Raw genomic sequence first — 17,847 nt, forward strand, 5'->3', positions numbered from 1 at the left:
TTATCTTTCCAAAAGGTTAAGTTAAGTTGGGTTTTTAAAAGACAAAACCCAACGGCATTCATTTTTACCCACCCCTAACCCCTCCCAAGAGGGGAATTTGCTGTAGAGGCGCACGGCCGTGCGCCTCTACAGGAGGGGATTGAGGGGTGGGTTTGTTCATTGCTTAACTAAAAATATTGAAATTCCTAAACGTTAGGTTAGTCCTGCTAAGTATACTTAACAAGGAAGTTGCATTTCCTCATCCCGCCCAGCGAAATAGCAATTACAGGGGAAACAAGATTAATTTCTCAAAATATTTTCATAAAGAGAGATATACTTTCGCGCACTTTCCTCCCATAGCCAGTTCTGTTTCATTCCGTTTCTCATAAGTTTCGCCCACTCTGAACGATTTTTATAGAAATCAAGCGCCCGTATAATTGTTGCATACAATAAATCTGCATTATATTCTTTAAATGAAAACCCATTTGCTTTTTCTTTATAAACTTTTTCGTGACGAACGTCAAAAATCGTGTCCGCAAGGCCTCCGGTATGCCTTACAATCGGTACCGTTCCATATTTTATGCTATATAATTGATTTAACCCGCACGGTTCATATCGCGACGGCATTAAGAAAATATCTGCCCCGGCTTCAATTTCATGCGCCAGTGGCTCATTAAACGAGATATTTGCCGAAACCTTTGCAGAGACGATTTTAGCGTACTGTTTGAAAAATTCCTGATAGGTAGGTTCTCCGGAGCCTAATAAAACGAATTGGATATCCAATCTAAGCAATTTATTAAAGATCTTCATTACTAAATCCAGACCCTTTTGAGCCGTCAGGCGGGTAATCATTGCAATTATGGGAACAGCCTTTTCCGGCAATTCCAGCTTTCTTTGCAGGGCTTTTTTACAGACATGCTTGCCTGAAAGATTTTTGTCCGAATAATTAGCCGCTATAAGCGTATCGCTTTCGGGATTCCATAATGAATAATCTACTCCATTAAGAATGCCATAAATATCCTTTGACCTCGTTCTTAATACACCATCCAGACGTTCTCCAAATTCCTGCGTCTGTATCTCCTCTGCATATGTCTCGCTTACGGTGGCAATACTATCACTAAAGATAATGCCTGCTTTGAGAAAATTTATAATTCCATAGAATTCTAAATAAGCCGGGTGAAAAAGACCCCAGTCTAACCCCGTATATTTCATACAATCAGCCGGAAATAATCCCTGATACGCAAGATTGTGAATGGTCATTATCGTCCGTGTCTTTTTAAAACATTCGTTATTCCTGTATATCGTCTTTAAATAAACAGGAATAAGCCCGGTCTGCCAATCGTTGCAATGGATAATATCCGGGCAAGGTTTTAAACGCAGCATTAATTCCAGGGCGCTTCTGGCAAAGAAGACAAAACGCTCGCAATTATCTTCATAATTGCGCATGGTGCCCGGATAGTTATACAGGCCATTTCTCCCGAAATAGTGTTCGTTGTGTAAAAAATATATCGGAACATCTGTACCGGGCAAGCAACTTTTATATACACAGCAGGTTTTTGCATCGTCTCCAATGTTTACCGTAAAAGTGATATCTGTCTTTTCTATAGTGCAATTACATTCTTTCACTATATTATAAAATGGCATCATCACAATGACGTTGACGCCCAATTTATTTAAATTTTTTGGTATTACGCTCGAGATGTCAGCCAGCCCCCCTGATTTTGCAAAGGGAAGAACCTCAGATGATACATATACTACATTCACAATTTTATATCCTCATTGTTGTTTTGGATGTTAGCATTCCTGAGAAATTCAGCGGCAGTCTCAGGCATAACCGTATTAATATAAAAACCACTGCCCCACTCAAATCCGGCGATGTTTGTCAGGCGTGGAATAATCTCTATATGCCAGTGATAATATTCTATTTCTCCATAGGTAAAAGGCGTTGTGTGAATAATATAATTATAAGGAGGAAATGTTAAACATGCCTCCAGCTTTAATATTGTTTTCTGTAATATCTTTGCTAATTCCTCAACCTCAAGTTTTTGTATGTTTTCAAAATGAGACGCATGCGTTTTTGACAAAATCCAAATCTCAAAGGGGAAACGGGAGGCATACGGCGTAAAGGCTATAAAATTTTTTCCTTCCATTACAATTCTGGCGCCTGTTGCTAATTCCTGTCTGACCATATCACAAAATAAACAACGTCCCCTGTATTTGTAGAATGCCTCCGATCCTTCCATTTCATGGATAACCGTAATAGGCACAATCGGAGTGACAATTAACTGGGAATGCGAGTGCTCCAGAGAGGCGCCTGCGGCTCTTCCCACATTTTTAAACAACAATCCGTAAATGAAACGTTTGTCCTTTTTTAAATCAATCATCCTGTCCCTGTACGTCCACAATATTTCTTCAACCTGCCAGGCAGGCATTTCCGTTAGCGATGTAATGTGCAAGGGACTTTCAATAATCACTTCGTGAGCGCCTACTCCACTCATGGTATCGTATATTCCCTCGCCCTGTTTGTTCAACCCCCCCTCAATTTTTAATGCCGGGAATTTATTCGGAACAACCCTTACCCGCCACCCTTTTTTATTTGCATGGCTGTCTTTTTCCCTATATGCCATAATTTCAGGAGGAGTCTTGTCTTCATTGCCTTCACAAAACGGACAAAACACATCTGCACTTAATGGGGCATGCGGTTCTATCTTAAAATCGTTAGGCCGCATAGCCCGTTCCGTCGCAATAATAACCCAACGGCCGGATACAGGGTCTTTTCTAAGGTCTGGCATAATTAGCAATTCCCATTATTCGCAAAATTATTATGAAGTTGGTCATTAGTCATTAGTCATTAGTCATTAGTCATTAGTCGTTAGTATGTTTGTGATTAATTTTTTAATCTGCGCAATCTGTGAAATCTGTGGTTACTCTTTTGGTCATTGGTCTCTCGTCCTTCGTCAACCGCCGTGTGTATTTTCAGGCATGCCTTCGGGAATTTCTTTGGGATGTTTAATTCTTTCCCAGTATTTTGGGTATTGAAATTTTGGACTATGGTCTAAATTGTGACATTCAAGGCAACCGTTTTCGTTTACCTTGCCATATGACTCTGTGATATTTTTTATGTGCTTGCCGCCGGCTCCGTGACAACTTTCGCACCCGACGTGCGCAAGATTCCGGTTTGTCTCGTAATTTGCAAAACCAGAGACGTATCCAAATCCAACCGTATGACAACTTATGCATTCAGGGTCGTACTGTTGTCCGCCATCGGACAATGTTGTGTATGCTTTTTGATGACTTGTATTACTCCAATGGGCATGAATTTTCTTGTGACATGTTCCGCAAGCCAAACTCCCGATATAGAAATTTCCATCTTCCAACGGTATTTTCGGGAGGTTGCTCAACAAATCCTCCGCCTTTAACGTTTGCTGATATTGCTTCAGCAATGCCTGCATTTTTTCAGATGCTGCATATTTGTCGTCTAAGGGAACTATATCAACAGATGTATTTCGTATCGTGCCGCTCTTAACCACATAGTCAGCAACCGCTACGTATTTCCCCCCTGTTCCATGTGAGAGAAGAGGGGTATTGTTTACATACATTAACGATTCTACCGGGTCTTCGATTCCATGTCCGGTAATTACTAATCCAATTTCCGGAAATGTTTCGGCAATTTCAACAGATTCCTCCATGGGTGCGTGCGAGATAAGCACGATAAGATCTGCTTTTCCTTTTATCTGGTTTATTACCGGAGTTAAGGATTGAACAGGATCATATACCCTTATAAAATCTAATAAATGCTCCTTGATCAGTGACTCTGAAATAATGCTTAAAAATGCGATTTTTAACGGAATGCTGAATTCTGGCAATTCTTTTAACAGGTATTTTTTATACTTTAAAGGGAACGGCGAAATTATTTCAATATTGCCGCAAAGAAAATCTATCGTATTCGTTTGCGACGCAAAACTCAAAGACGGCAGGCCGATTTCAAAATCTTTCTCGCCAAGATTGTGAAATATACACCCCATCTCTTTCATTGCGGCAAACAGATATTCCATTTTAATCTCTTCCTGACGTTCAGGACTCTTAATAAGATCGCCCGTGCTTACCGCTATCGCAGGAATGCCTTGTGTTTTGTAACTCTTCAAAAGCGTATCCCTTCGCGAGATACCGCCTAATTGACCCTCAAAACAACCGCATGGGGCAAGGGCGCCCTGTTCTTCCCCGAAAAATATTAAAACGAATCTATCGGAAGAACTACCTGTTTTTGCGATCAGAGAAATGAAAACGAGGAGCAGTATGGCATTATAATATCTTTTCATAAAAAGGTAACACTTTAGTTTTTTGAAAAAGTAGGGGCGAAGCATTTGCCAGTTTGGGTATGAACGTATTTATGACAGTTTATTGCAAATGCTTCGCCCCCACAATATTCAATCATTTATTGTCGCCGAAATAGGGATACAAATCTCCGGCTGAAGAGAGCTATTCGAATAGATCAACAAACTGCCGTTTACCGTTCCGGTAAAATCTCCCTGATTCATATGCACACTGATTACCCGGCTATCATCATTCAGCGGAGAAATATTATATGTCATAAATGCAGGTTCTATCTCTATTTTTTCGATTTCTATACTTTTCTCCACTAAAGTAACAATAACCGTTTTTTTGACTTCCCGGTTTTTCCTGACTGTTCCAAAGGACAATTTATTCGGGTAATACGTAATATCACCAATTACCTCGCCGTTAAAGGGGACATCAATCTTTGGTTTCTTTTCGCTATTTGTATGAACAAAAATAAATCCGTTAAACTTTCCAAACTCTTCAACACCCCTTAACGCAACCTCATAATTCAAAGCATCTTCACCCTTATCTTTTTCCTTTAATTTTATATAGGGAAAATTTGTTTCAACTTTCAATATTTTTATCTTTGACCCGGGTAATGTTTTTATTTCGAGATTTGCGGAACACGAACTCCCCATTCTGATGACGCCAAAATTAATTCGCTTCGGAGTCACGCTTACCTCTTCAATTATATTCATTTCAATGACCAATTTAACCTTTGGATTAACGGGGTCATTTGAATGCACAAATATTGATTTTGCTATTTTACCAACGTACTTGCCGGAATTGAATTTTACCTCGATTTCTCCCTCTTCATTTTTTTTGATATTTTTCTTTGTACTTAATGCCGCCGTACAACCGCATGCAGATTTCACCTTGTCGATTATCAATTCACCGTCGCCATGATTTTTGAATTTAAATTTGTGGATAACTTTTTCACCACTATAAATCCTCCCAAAATCATGGGTATATGCATCAAATTGTATAGCCGGGGCAATGCTTTCAGCATTTTTTAATTTGCCACCGCCCTGTATCTTATCATCTGCAATTCCATCAATAGCATTTCCCACAACAAGCGCCAATAATAACACAAAACCATACATTGCCATTTTACGCATAATTAGTATCCTCTAAAACCAGTACTCAAAAATAACAAATTATCTGCCGGGAATTATACCTTTTTCATAAAAACCACAGTTACTGTTTGTTATTTAAATACATATACACCTTAAAATAAATAAAAAAAGATAATTATTGAACTCAGCCGGTATGAATCGATAAGATATACTTCACTTTTGTTTTTGGGTGAATTATCGTGCAAATTTTCTCATAACAATTTAGTTTTTTGAAAAAGTAGGGGCGAAGCATTTGTTATAAATTGGCATAAATGCGTTCATGCCCAAACGGGCAAATGCTTCGCCCCTACTTTTATTTTCATTACTCCTTGTAAGGAAACCTGTTATGAAAATGGTTTTAATACCCCTTTTTACCTGCATTGCATTGTCCTGCGTTACATCAGACATATTCGCAGGGATTCTGGAGAATTTGATGGACGGTACGGCATCAACTATCGACTTAACCCATCCACTAAACGAAAAAAATGCGCATTGGCCTGTAGGGGCATATGAACCATTCAAATATGAAGTAATTGCTTCATTAAGAAAAGACAAGGTCTTTTCTGGAAAATACAGCACACCAGAACATTTAGGCACACATATTGACGCGCCAAATCATTTTGAGCCGAATCAATCTTCCGTAGACCAAATACCTTTCGAACAATTAGTAGGCCCCGCTATTGTGATTAACATACAGGAAAAGGTAAAGAGAAACCAGGATTATACCCTGTCTGTCGAAGATATACTACAGTGGGAAAAAGAGCACGGCACAATTCCTCAGTGGGCCATTGTTTTGCTTTATACCGGATGGAGCAAGCGATGGGATAATAATGAACAATACAAAAACATGGACAACTGCAACAGGATGCATTTCCCCGGCTATTCTAAAGAAGCGGCGCTTTTTTTAATACAGCAAAGAGAGATAAAGGGCATTGGCATTGATACCTTAAGCGGAGATTGCGGCATGTGTTCAGATTTTCAGGTGCATCATATAATAAATGGCGCCGGCAAGTACATACTTGAAAATGTCGCAAACCTCGACAAATTACCGCCAAAAGGCGCCATACTTATCCTCGCGCCGATTAAAATAGAGGGAGGTTCCGGAGGACAATGCCGGATGTGGGCATTGTTGTCTGAATAATCTCCATATTTTTACGAAATGATTTGTAAGGAGAATAAAAATGTCTGCGCCAACCCCTGTCAAAACTTTTATATATCTGCAAACATCCCTCATTGTTATTTCCTGTTTACTCTTCATTGCGGGCTGCGCCACACAGAATGAATATTCAAATGTTCCAACTGTTGAGGTAGTTATACCAAAAGAAGAAAAAAACGTTGCCGTGGAAGAGTCGCTACACTGCATCTCCTGTCATAAAAAATCCAACGTTGCTCACCATCTGACTGCCGAATGGAAAACGAACAAACACGCCGTAATGAATGTCGGCTGCAAGGATTGTCACACTGTTTCTCCTGAATTTGACGAGACAGAAAAAGAGGCATTTCAGGAAAAAGAAACCCGTTGTTCTGACAAAGGCGTTCAACGTACGGTATCTCCACGGATTTGCGGACGCTGTCACATGAAACAATACAATGAGTTCATGCAAAGCAGCCACTCATCCAGTTGGGATTCAGTGGTTGATTTTCAAAAAAATGTTTCATTTTCATCGGACAATCTTTTAACTTCCTGTAAATCATGCCATACCATACAATTTAAATGCAATTCATGCCATACCCAGCATATAACCGGCTCATCTCATATAAAATCTCCCGCTGTTTGTGGCGTCTGTCACACCGGTTCTGATCATCCGCAGTATGAAATCTATATGAATTCTAAACACGGTATGGTGAGTGCCGCTATTCAATCGGCAAAAGAGGGCAATTTTGAATCCGCTTCCTTATCATCACCCGTTTGTGTAACATGCCATATGCATGACGGCGCACATGATACACATAGCGGACTATCCGGAAAAATAGGCGACAAATCACCCTATTCAGAGAAAGAAGAAGAGATGGGCTACAATAAAGATGATTCCGGGAAAGAGAAAAATGATATGTTGGTACTATGCAATAAATGCCACTCCCCCGCTTTTTCAAAAGATGCGCTGATGAGCGCAAAAAATGCGCAAAAGGTATTTAATACGGTCGTAAAAGAGGCAGAAGAGTTAGTGTTGGCGCTTGACAGGGAGAAACTACTCTTACCGGGATTGACAATACCGCTCGATAGCAGTTATCCTGAGCATGCATATTTTACCGGAGAATACCCCTTGCACAGCACTGTTTCAAAGGCGGAAGGTATTTTTATACGTCTGGCAAAACGCCATGCGGCTATTGCCGGAAAAGCGCTTCATCATATGAATGCAAATTATGCGTATTTTCATTGTTGGCCGGAAATGTTAAATGATTTGCGGGCTTTAAAAAATGAGGCAAATAATCTACGGCAGGAAGCGGAAATTAATCGAAAAATGAAGATCAAACTCAGGTAGTGTATCGTGTATCCGCAATAATGCAAAACCTGCGTTTCAAAACACGCTGTTTCTTATTTTCTCACAAAACAAGTCATTGCAATGTCCAATTATTATACCTTGCGATATAACCCGGTGTAATGGTGAAGCATTTGCTATAAATTGTCACAAATGCGTTCATACCCAAACTGGCACATGCTTAACCCCTACTTTAATGCCTGTTTATTTGATCCATCTCGGAGAGAAGGTCACCATATGTAAATTCCCTGTCTCCTTCCATAAGGACATGTAAGGCATCCAGGGTATCGTAAAGTTCTTCTCTGTCATTATCGTTATAATATTCTGAAAAAATCTTTTTATGCTTTCCCATCATAATTCCTCCAAACAATTGTAAAAAAATAATCAATACGGCCTCTCTTTTGAGCAATCAGCATGCCATGAATTATTTACTATGATAAAATTACGAAATTTGGTGCGACGAACCTCGTCGCACTACATGGTAGAGACAGGTTTCAAACCTGTCTCTACTTAGATATCTCAAGTGAGGAACGAGCCGTAACCGTTTATACCAAATGCTCCACCCCTACACTACTATACGGCAAGCATCAGCACTATTATTGGAATTTTTCAAAAAACTAAAGTGTTACGAAAATTCTCATATGTGCTAATCTGTAATTCCCCTTTCACCGGCATATAGCACTGTGTCTATTGTAAAGAAATGCGGCGTATTTCGTTATATTTCTTGACTTTGCATAATTACTCCCTTACAATTTCTGCATAAATTACCTTTCCAAAAAATCCTGCTTAAATAATGTCCAGACAATATATAGCAAATCTAAAGAGTGGTAATCAGGTAGAGGGCGTTTTCCTTGTTCTCAAAAAGGAGATTAGGGAGACTAAGGACAAAAAACCATATCTTACTCTGCAACTGGCAGACAAATCCGGATGTATCGACGCAAAAAAATGGGATGCAAGCACATCGCTTTATAATAGTTTCAATAGTGACCGATTTGTAAAGGTCAAAGGTACGGTAGAAACCTTTAACAATACTCTGCAAATCAAACTTTTGGAAATTGATCCTGTTTCTGAGTCAGAAGTGCAAATGGATGAATTTGTACAAAGCACTGAAAAAAATGTCCAGGAAATGCTGGCGGAATTGAAAGAAATTATCAGGTCCGTTAAAGACCCCTATCTTTCAAAACTGCTCATCTCATTTTTTACCGATAAGTCATTTGTTGCGGCATTTTGTGCTGCACCGGCTGCAACACAAAATCACCACGCTTTTTTGGGGGGCTTGCTGGAACATGTCCTTTCAGTTGCAAAACTGGCAGTCAATTTTTCCGGTTTTTATCCTGTAGTCAAAAAAGACCTGTTAATTGCCGGTGTGATTCTTCATGATATTGGTAAGATTAGAGAATTATCTTACGAGCGGAGCTTTCAGTATACCGATGAAGGTCTGCTTACGGGTCACCTCATATCAGGCGTCCTTATGGTGAATGAAAAGGCGTCTAAGATTGAAGGGTTTCCCAGGGAACTTCTTAACGTCCTTTTGCATCTCATATTGAGTCATCACGGCGAGTATGAATGGGGTTCCCCGGTAAAACCAGGCACACCTGAGGCAATAGCGCTGCACTATCTTGATAATCTGGACGCAAAAATGCAGGGCGCTTCAAAAGCCATCAGTAATCATAAAGATGACAGCAGCGCCTGGACGGATTATGTGAGGATGTTTGAGCGGAGACTTTATAAAAAATGAAGGCTCATGGAACTTAGTGACATGGCTGTAATTTCTTTGCATTTTTTTGAAAAAATATTTAATGGCGAAATACGAAACAAATTCTAATGACAAAATGATTTGAAATTCTAAACAAATACATCTTTTGTATCTCGCATTTCGTGCTTCGTACTTGCTGCCTGCCTGTGCATGATCGCACGCAGACAGGGATGTTTTGAATTTGTTTTGAATTTTATGCTTTGTTATTCGAATTTGTTTCGGATTTCATACTTCGAATTTCGTATTTTTTATTTCTTGCTTGTTTGGTTCCGGCTATGCTAGCTTAGGCCCATATTAAAGACATCCCCTCTTTAACCTTTTCAATATCCGTACATGTATTCCCCCTTTCCATTAAAATCATTTTATTGTTAATAAAGTACCTATGATAGAACCTATATCAATTATCCAATTTATCCACAGCAAAAAATACACTCCAATGACTGCCGCCGAACTGGCGGAACATTTTGAGGTCAACGACGAGGAATACCGGGCTTTCTGCAAATTATTGCAGGATCTGGAATTTCAGGGTGAAATCGTCAGGATAAAACGAAAACAATACGCAAATCCTAAAAAAGTGAATCTGCTGGTAGGAACGATGGATTGCAATTCTAGGGGGTTTGGCTTCGTAGTGCCGATGAAAAAAGGCGAGGGTAAGGATATCTTTGTGAACGAAGAAAACATGAATTCCGCCATGCACGGAGATATCGTCGTTGTTCGCCTGCCGGATTTAGAGCAGATACCAAAAAGAGGCAAAAAAAAGGGCGGCGGTTCCGGTCAGATTGTCAACGTGTTAAAACGCGCCAATCCTTTCATTGTGGGTACCTTTAAAAAATCCAAACGGTTGCTATACGTTGTACCGGACAATGCACGCCTGTTCAGAGATGTTTATGTAACGGAAGGCGATGCAAAAGACGCGACGCCTGGCGATAAGGTAGTGGTTAAAATATTGCAATGGCCGTCAAGACACCTGAATCCGGAAGGCGAAATAACGGAAATTTTAGGGAAAGAAGGCGATCCGAAAGTAGATCTGCATTCCATAATATATCAATTCAAACTGCCGCAGGCATTTCATAAAAAGGTATCGAATGAAGCGGAAAACATATCTCAGGAAATATCTCAGGAGGAACTCCAGGCACGGCTTGATTTGCGGAAAAAGCTCATTATCACAATAGATCCGGATGACGCCAAGGACTTTGATGACGCGCTGTCCCTTGAAAAGGACGATCGGGGTAATTGGCAATTGGGGGTGCATATCGCCGATGTTTCCTATTATGTAAAACAGGACTCTGCCATTGATAAAGAAGCGCGACTCCGCGGTACGAGCGTGTATTTGCCCGGAAAGGTCATTCCCATGCTGCCGGAGGCGTTATCGAATAATCTTTGCAGTCTCAGGGAAGGGGAAGACCGGCTGACCAAAAGCGTTCTTGTAACAATTGACCCAGAGGGAAATATCCTTAAAAGCACTGTTAAACATTCAGTCATCAACGTTACAAAACGATTAACCTATAAACAGGCAACGGCAATTATTAATAATGAACCGGCGGGGAATATACCGGAGATGGTAAAGGATATTTTGGTAGAACTGGCGCAACTGGCACAAATACTTTTTAAGAACAAAATGAACCGGGGGGCAATAGAGCTTGACCTGCCTGAAGTATCCCTGAAACTGGACGAACAAGGGAATATTGAAAATGTTGAAAAGGAAGAAAGGGATGTATCACACCGGCTTGTTGAGGAGTGTATGCTCCTGGCAAATGAAATGGTTGCAACATTTATGCAAAAAAACAAATTGCCGCTGATAAGCAGGGTGCATCCGGAGCCTGACGAAGAAGATATGCTCGAATTCGCTGATTTTGTACGCGGGCTTGAGAACACCAGGGTGGATCCCTTTAAAATACATCAATTACAAGCATTTTTGGCTGAAATACGCGGAAAACCTGAGGCGCATATGGTAAATCTTGTCTTGCTAAAATCGATGAAACAGGCAGTATATTCGGCAACGGAGAACGGGCATTTTGCCCTTGCCCTTGAACATTACGCCCACTTCACCTCCCCTATCCGCCGCTATCCCGATCTCATTATCCACAGGATTTTGGATCAGCATTTTTCCGGAGAATTGCGGTCACCTGTCGTGCAAAAAATATGGGAAAACTGTTTGCCAGAATGGGCAGGGCATTGCTCCGTTACGGAACGCAGGGCGGAAGAAGCAGAGCGGGAAATCACCAAACTGAAATTGCTGCGCTTTTTTGAAACCCGTGTGGGAGATAATTTTGAGGGCGTTATCACCGGCGTGCAGGAATACGGCTTCTTTGTGCAATTAAGCGAATATCTCCTGGAAGGTCTTGTACATATCCGTACCCTGGAAGATGATATCTATCAGATAAGCAAAAAACATATGGCGCTTGTAGGCACCAGACGGAAAAAAATGTTTCGAATCGGAGATGTGGTGAGAGTAAAAATATACAAAATCGATCTTTTAAAACGAGAGGTAGATTTTATCCCCTATGAGGACAGAAATGAAAAGCCCCGCCGCGGGAAAACACGAAATATCCCGGAAGAAGACCCTGAGTCATAACCCTGCAGTACCCTATCAGTAATTTCTCTGCTTTTTTTGACAAAATATTTAATGGTGAAATCCGAAACGTGAAATACGATGCATAACCCTGTCAGGGAAATATAGGAACACTTCCCTTATTCTCCTGCCAGATCATGCAAGGAATATGGGAAGTGTCGCCCAATTCTTGAGTTCTGAGGTTATCCATAGAATACTTGAACCAACACAACCCACGATAAAACGTGCACCACAAAAAACTGGAAACTTTGGAGAGAGCTGCTTGATATTCATATAAAATATTTATTTCGGTTTCCTCGTAGAAATGAATTTATGTGATATAATACTTTTGGAATAGGGAGAGAGTTATTGAGGTTCAACGTTCCTCAAGGCATGGTTGAGAGGTTAAACATGTGCCTAAGAAGGTGTGATTTAAAAGGTGTTTGTTATAAGTTTTTAAACGACCGATCTCTGTTCCATTTAAATGATCTTTGAGATAGCCAGTAACATCAAAATAAGACCCGTGCACCAAAAGATAACAAGTACAATAAAGTGCGTCGTAGTCTTTTGAGATGTTACTGATAGTAGTATAGATATCTCCAAAACCTTCTGTAAAAACAAAGGGGGGATGCTGCGAAGTCTGGAAACTCAATTCTTGATCACCTACATTTCTCTATGCACGACAGGCAACTGACTTACCCCGGCGCACCGGAAGGCAGGAGCGTCAGGCCATCACCCATGAGCGGACAGACGCTGGGCGATTCCGACTCGAACAAATGCATCGAGTCAACCAATATCGACTATACAGGAGAGAACACAATGCTTTACCCGTCAAGCTTCGCCGGTCAAAACTGGCTTATCACTCCAGCAGCACTGGCCGTTAATGAAACCACGCCATCATCAGTCACTGACCAGAAATGGTTGCTGGTCCTTTCCGGGGTGGCCAATATCGATCTTAAAGGGAACGGCTCACGATGGCTGCGCGAGACATTTCGAATTATCCCGGACATCTTTGCACCAATGAACCATGCCATTAACCACCATAACATACCCACCCCACCGGGCTATAACCTGAGATTCCAGGTAGAACAGTGGGTCCCTTATTCCGCTCCAAGCTAAATGTACAACAAAAGTCATTCCGTCAATTCCGGATTTGCCGTCGATGTCTGGCGACCGCATCCGTTTGACTCGGATACAGACGTCGTAACCAATACACCCTTTGGGAATATATTCATCGGAATTCAGGTCGACGTGGCCGTCTCGTCTCGGACATAGACGCCTATTTTTATCGTTTGAGTTACCATATAGTTTTGCTGGGCAAAATCCGGTTTGGGCAACCGATCATTATTGAGTGAGGAACCTGTTCACCCATGTATTTTTCTGGTCAGGTATTCGGCAAGAAACCCGCCGATGACCTAATTTGAATAGGTGTCAGAGCACAATTGTCTCTACAGGAAGTCTTGAGCTCCCACATAACAAGCCCTTCGAGAATTGACAGCCTCCTTGATCCTATACCCATGTCCTTAATCGCGGACCGGCAGGGGTTCATAGCCCATTAGATATGCTTTGAAATGGAACAAAAGAATTTTATGCTGATCCGTATAAGGCGACATGATAAAAAGTGCAAAGAGACCTAAGTGGTAGTGTCTGAAGTGCTTATTAATATAGTACTTGCCATATCAAAGATATGTTATATGTACAATAAATCTGTATTCCGCATATTATGCGGATCAATCTAATTAATGTTAGGCTCGACATTATTTGCAAAGGAACAAGAATGAAATTCCCTCTAATCACTGTAATGTTAAGTATTGGTGTATCTCTCTGTGCCTGCACACCGAATACACCGTGGTCTTCTAAAGAATATCGTCACGATTACATCAATACTATGACGAAGAAGGCGAAACAAGGAAACGTCGAAGCACAATTGTTCGTGGGAATCATGTACGAAAAAGGTATGGGTCTTGACAAAGATGAGGCGAAAGCCGTGAGGTGGTACCGCAAGGCGGCGGAACAAGGAAGTGCCGCTGCGCAATCTATGCTCGGGCGTGCGTATGCAGAAGGTTACGGCGTCGCTAAGAACGAGGTCGAAGCGATGAAGTGGTTTCGAAAAGCAGCAGAGTCTGAACTGCAAGGATTTTCAAACCAGCCATTTCTGTTTGCCGGGGGTTATGAGGGTGCAATTAAATCCGCTGAGGATGGCAATGAACTGGCCAAAACAATTGTCGGCAAGATGTACCTAACGGGTTCCGGGGTCAGTCAAAACGATGTCGAGGCAGTCCGTTGGCTAACCGCGGGAACAAAAGGATTCGCTGCTGCAGGGGCACAGCAAGCACTAGGGATCCTTCACGAGGATGGGCGTGGAGGTCTCGCCAAGGATAAAGCAGAGGCCATGCGCCTCTATCGGAAGGCGGCAGAACAGGAAGCTAGCAACCTTGAATCATCGGTAGGAATAGTTTACCAATTCGGTCCAATGTGAAAGAACCGAATAGGTCAAGCCTTGCAATCATGCATCCGACCTAACCCGTCACTCCAGCGGACGGCTGTGCCGCCGCTGAGTTAATGCGTTATTCGCGACACGATGTCGCATAATTGATTGTACTAAAAGAAGATTTTCTTCTTGAGTGTACTAAGCATGTTCCTGCTTATTCCTACGTGAGCGTGCTACCATTGCGCTGGCGACGGGGTGCGAAGCCTCACGGACAACGTACCGAATTGGGTCGAAATGGCGACAGGCAGACCCCTCCGGAAAACCTATCCGGTTAAGGGCTAGGAACGAATGATATGATGAAAATATATGAATGTCCGCACGCATCGTCAATGAGCGACAGACCTACGAGGTTTAACAGGTCGAAGGTTATTCCCCAGTGTGAATAGCATGTTGGTAAAGTTGCAAGTCTCTAACGTGCTTGCACGGAACTGTAGAACCACCGGTGTCCAGGACGCATCTAAGTCATTTACAAGGTCAATTATACGGAACGTGGAAACTCAGACCTTCGCCCTATGGGCAGGCTAACCGTGAGGCATGCTGTTGGAGGACTGGGGTGAGATGCCATAAGGAAGCGAATGCTTTTCTGTAATGGAAGAGATACCGGTTGAAATATTACCGGCTCAGTAATGAGGCTGATAGTTGGCAAGTGCCTTATTACGTGAACATTGAATGAATCAGTTGAAAGAAGGGAATGCAAATGACGGGTGCTAAGCCTGGTGCCCCCTTCGTTTTTTTTGATATACTGACAGTCAGTTATTAACGTGAAGAAATTTATTAGCGGGTTTCTCCATAAGAGAAGCTTAAACAGGTGCTTGAGCTGTATATGAGGGGAAACTATCACGTACAGTTCTTAGTAGGGAATCGGGCAGCAATGCCCGTGACCTATCCGGTGCCGACGAAAGGATATTGACCATGCACACTTTTGCACAGAAACCAAAGGCAACTCAGCAGACTACGCCCGCCAAGTCTACGATGCCCGGTCGCCATTTTGGGCAAAGCCCTGAGGTGAGAGCGATCCTTCACTTACAGCGCACGATTGGAAATCAAGCGGTGCAGCGGATGTTGCAGACTGATGCTGAAGAATCCGAAGCCGATTTGACCAGACCGGCGTCACATCGCTTTGAGCACGATTTTAGCCAGATTCCCACACATCCTCCTGCTACCGGACCGATACAGACCAAACTAGCGATTAACAAACCGGAAGACGAATTCGAGCAGGAGGCAGACCGCGTCTCAGAGCAGGTGATGCGGATGCCTAAGCCGCAAAACCAGCGCGCTTGCGCCTGCGGCGGAGGTTGCCCCAAATGTCAGACGGACATGCCGGGTCACGGATATGAGCGCTTGCAGATGACGCACGTCGGGCCAGGCGTCCAGGCACCGTCCGCAGCGCCATCCAGTATCCATGAAGTGCTGCGCTCGCCCGGCCAGCCTCTCGACGCGGCGACGCGGACGTTCATGGAGCCGCGGTTCGGGCATGACTTCAGCCGCGTTCGAATCCACACAGACGCGGAGTCAGCGCAATCGGCCGGGCAACTCCATGCCAGCGCCTATACCTTAGGAGATCACATTGTGTTCGCGGAAGGCCGGTTCGCGCCCTCTACCCCCGAGGGAGACAGGCTGCTCGCGCACGAATTGGCGCATGTGGTCCAGGGCGCTGGGCAAAACGCGATTCTGCGACGCAAGCCCGATCCAAAGGGACCGCACACGCAACCAGATGAAGCCAGGCTGAGAGTCAAAATCACTGACACGCTTGAGACCATAAAGAGACGAGCGCTAGATTCGGTGATCGAGGCGATCGAACGAGGAGACCGAGCTTACCTGCAGGGCTTGCAACTGACTTCCAGACAGGTGGACGATCTGCTCAACCGCACGAGCCGTTTCAGTAGGGAGTTTGGAACTGCGCTCGAACGTCAGATAGAACTATCCGTGAGGGCTAACCCGGATATAAGCAACTATGTCAAGAAAGGACCCCGCACGGTTACCAGGGGCGTGGGCAAACCCGATTGGATAATCGAAACCCCCTCCAGCCGGATAGCCGTTGAATTAACAACCGTCGAACAACTCGAAAAGAAACTGAAAGACTGGCGCAGCCAGCACCCGAAGACGGGGAAACCCAAATGGTATGTCGAAAAAAGCCTGAACCTCACCTATGAAATACCCGCAGGTCTCAAGACACCCAAGCCACCTGGAACCGGGGTGCCGTTCCAGGCTGCTGGGGGAACAATATCGACGATCGCTCAAGTCGGAACCAAGACCTCCAAGTTGAGGACTGCTGGCCGATTTCTAGCCAGGGAAGCTCCGAATCTAGCTCTGCAGGCGGCTGTCATGCTTTTTTTCCCGCCCGGCGTGATCATCCACAATGACAAGATCGGGGAACTCAGCCAAAAGAAGATCGATCCTCCGATCCAAGACATTCTGGCAAAGCTGGGGCCATTGACTGAAATGCCACTGGCCTTAGATCTCTCAAGAATTATCTATGGGAACGTAACAGTGAAGTTGGAATACACGGCTAGCGCAAACTCTTCCGGGGACTTAATACTTGACCTCAAGGATGCCACATTCCTTCGAATGGATATATCAAATGCTTATCTTTATCAAAACGCTCAGAAATTCGACACAAGCGCAGGGAACCCCACAAAACAGATCACGTACTCATTTGTTGTCTACGAGCCTGAATCTGTCATTCGCGAGAGGGAAGCAGCCGAAGCAGACCGGCAATACCGAGAGTGGCTTCACGAGCAGCCGAATTACAAAAAATGGGCTCGAGCACAGAAGGAATACGAGGAGTGTGTGCAGCGCTACGGTACTGGCTTGATACCGCCCCCGGCAGGCGCGGAGGAAGCTTCGCAATATAATCCTGAAGCGGGTCCCTGCATACCGCCTCGCATGGAGCCCATGGAAGGGCCATAGGCCGCGCAAGCGCGGTAGGTTGGGTTGAGGTATGAACCCCAACATTTTGGGCTAATGATTTAACGTATTGGCCTAACAACACCATCAACTCGGACGTGCCAAAGCGCCGCTTCGCTCTACTTTGGCACACCGGTTATGGTGGGCGTTAGCCATAGAAGAGGGAATTATAGAAAATATGGACAAAAATGCCCATTGTCGATATTCTGCGTGTCGGACTATCCGGTCTA

General features: G+C 43.3%; 12 protein-coding genes. 7 read left to right on the forward strand and 5 right to left on the reverse strand.

The window, feature by feature from the left end; genetic code table 11:
- Window positions 1-279: 279 nt before the first annotated feature.
- The 4 genes from glgA to ABJL82_RS10880 all read right to left on the reverse strand — a co-directional run bounded on the left by glgA (window position 280) and on the right by ABJL82_RS10880 (window position 5,435).
- Window positions 280-1,743, reverse strand: coding sequence for a glycogen synthase GlgA (gene glgA, locus ABJL82_RS10865; protein ID WP_347274718.1), 1,464 nt, complete (start codon window positions 1,741-1,743; stop codon window positions 280-282).
- Window positions 1,740-2,771, reverse strand: coding sequence for a galactose-1-phosphate uridylyltransferase (gene galT / locus ABJL82_RS10870; RefSeq protein WP_347274719.1), 1,032 nt, complete (start codon window positions 2,769-2,771; stop codon window positions 1,740-1,742). The genes glgA and galT overlap by 4 nt, the downstream gene beginning before the upstream one ends.
- 165 nt (window positions 2,772-2,936) lie before the next feature.
- Window positions 2,937-4,298 (reverse strand): multiheme c-type cytochrome, encoded by a 1,362-nt coding sequence (locus ABJL82_RS10875; RefSeq protein WP_347274720.1) that lies wholly within the window; start codon window positions 4,296-4,298, stop codon window positions 2,937-2,939.
- A 108-nt stretch (window positions 4,299-4,406) separates the two neighbouring features.
- Entirely contained in the window at window positions 4,407-5,435 is a 1,029-nt protein-coding gene (locus ABJL82_RS10880) for a DUF1573 domain-containing protein (protein WP_347274721.1), read from the reverse strand.
- A 343-nt stretch (window positions 5,436-5,778) separates the two neighbouring features.
- Between ABJL82_RS10880 and ABJL82_RS10885 the strand changes: the two genes are divergently transcribed.
- Complete coding sequence (locus ABJL82_RS10885; RefSeq protein ID WP_347274722.1) at window positions 5,779-6,573, forward strand: cyclase family protein; 795 nt, start codon at window positions 5,779-5,781, stop codon at window positions 6,571-6,573.
- A gap of 40 nt (window positions 6,574-6,613) precedes the next feature.
- Window positions 6,614-7,915, forward strand: a complete 1,302-nt coding sequence (locus ABJL82_RS10890; protein ID WP_347274723.1) for a multiheme c-type cytochrome — start codon at window positions 6,614-6,616, stop codon at window positions 7,913-7,915.
- A gap of 190 nt (window positions 7,916-8,105) precedes the next feature.
- Here ABJL82_RS10890 and ABJL82_RS10895 read toward each other — a convergent pair whose 3' ends face one another.
- Window positions 8,106-8,267 (reverse strand): hypothetical protein, encoded by a 162-nt coding sequence (locus ABJL82_RS10895; RefSeq protein ID WP_347274724.1) that lies wholly within the window; start codon window positions 8,265-8,267, stop codon window positions 8,106-8,108.
- Window positions 8,268-8,705: 438 nt separating this feature from the next.
- Between ABJL82_RS10895 and ABJL82_RS10900 the strand changes: the two genes are divergently transcribed.
- The 5 genes from ABJL82_RS10900 (at window position 8,706) to ABJL82_RS10920 (ending at window position 17,620) form a co-directional block, all read left to right on the forward strand.
- Window positions 8,706-9,650 (forward strand): HD domain-containing protein, encoded by a 945-nt coding sequence (locus ABJL82_RS10900; protein WP_347274725.1) that lies wholly within the window; start codon window positions 8,706-8,708, stop codon window positions 9,648-9,650.
- A gap of 400 nt (window positions 9,651-10,050) precedes the next feature.
- A complete protein-coding gene (gene rnr, locus ABJL82_RS10905) occupies window positions 10,051-12,243 on the forward strand; it encodes a ribonuclease R (protein WP_347274726.1) in 2,193 nt (730 codons plus the stop codon).
- A 714-nt stretch (window positions 12,244-12,957) separates the two neighbouring features.
- A complete protein-coding gene (locus ABJL82_RS10910) occupies window positions 12,958-13,338 on the forward strand; it encodes a hypothetical protein (protein ID WP_347274727.1) in 381 nt (126 codons plus the stop codon).
- Between the two features lie 658 nt (window positions 13,339-13,996).
- Window positions 13,997-14,698 carry a tetratricopeptide repeat protein gene (locus ABJL82_RS10915; protein ID WP_347274728.1) on the forward strand — a complete coding sequence of 234 codons (702 nt, stop codon included), beginning with the start codon at window positions 13,997-13,999 and terminating at the stop codon, window positions 14,696-14,698.
- A gap of 924 nt (window positions 14,699-15,622) precedes the next feature.
- Window positions 15,623-17,620, forward strand: coding sequence for a DUF4157 domain-containing protein (locus ABJL82_RS10920; RefSeq protein ID WP_347274729.1), 1,998 nt, complete (start codon window positions 15,623-15,625; stop codon window positions 17,618-17,620).
- Window positions 17,621-17,847 lie beyond the last annotated feature (227 nt).

Source organism: Candidatus Kuenenia sp. (assembly GCF_039794105.1).
Lineage (GTDB): Bacteria > Planctomycetota > Brocadiia > Brocadiales > Brocadiaceae > Kuenenia.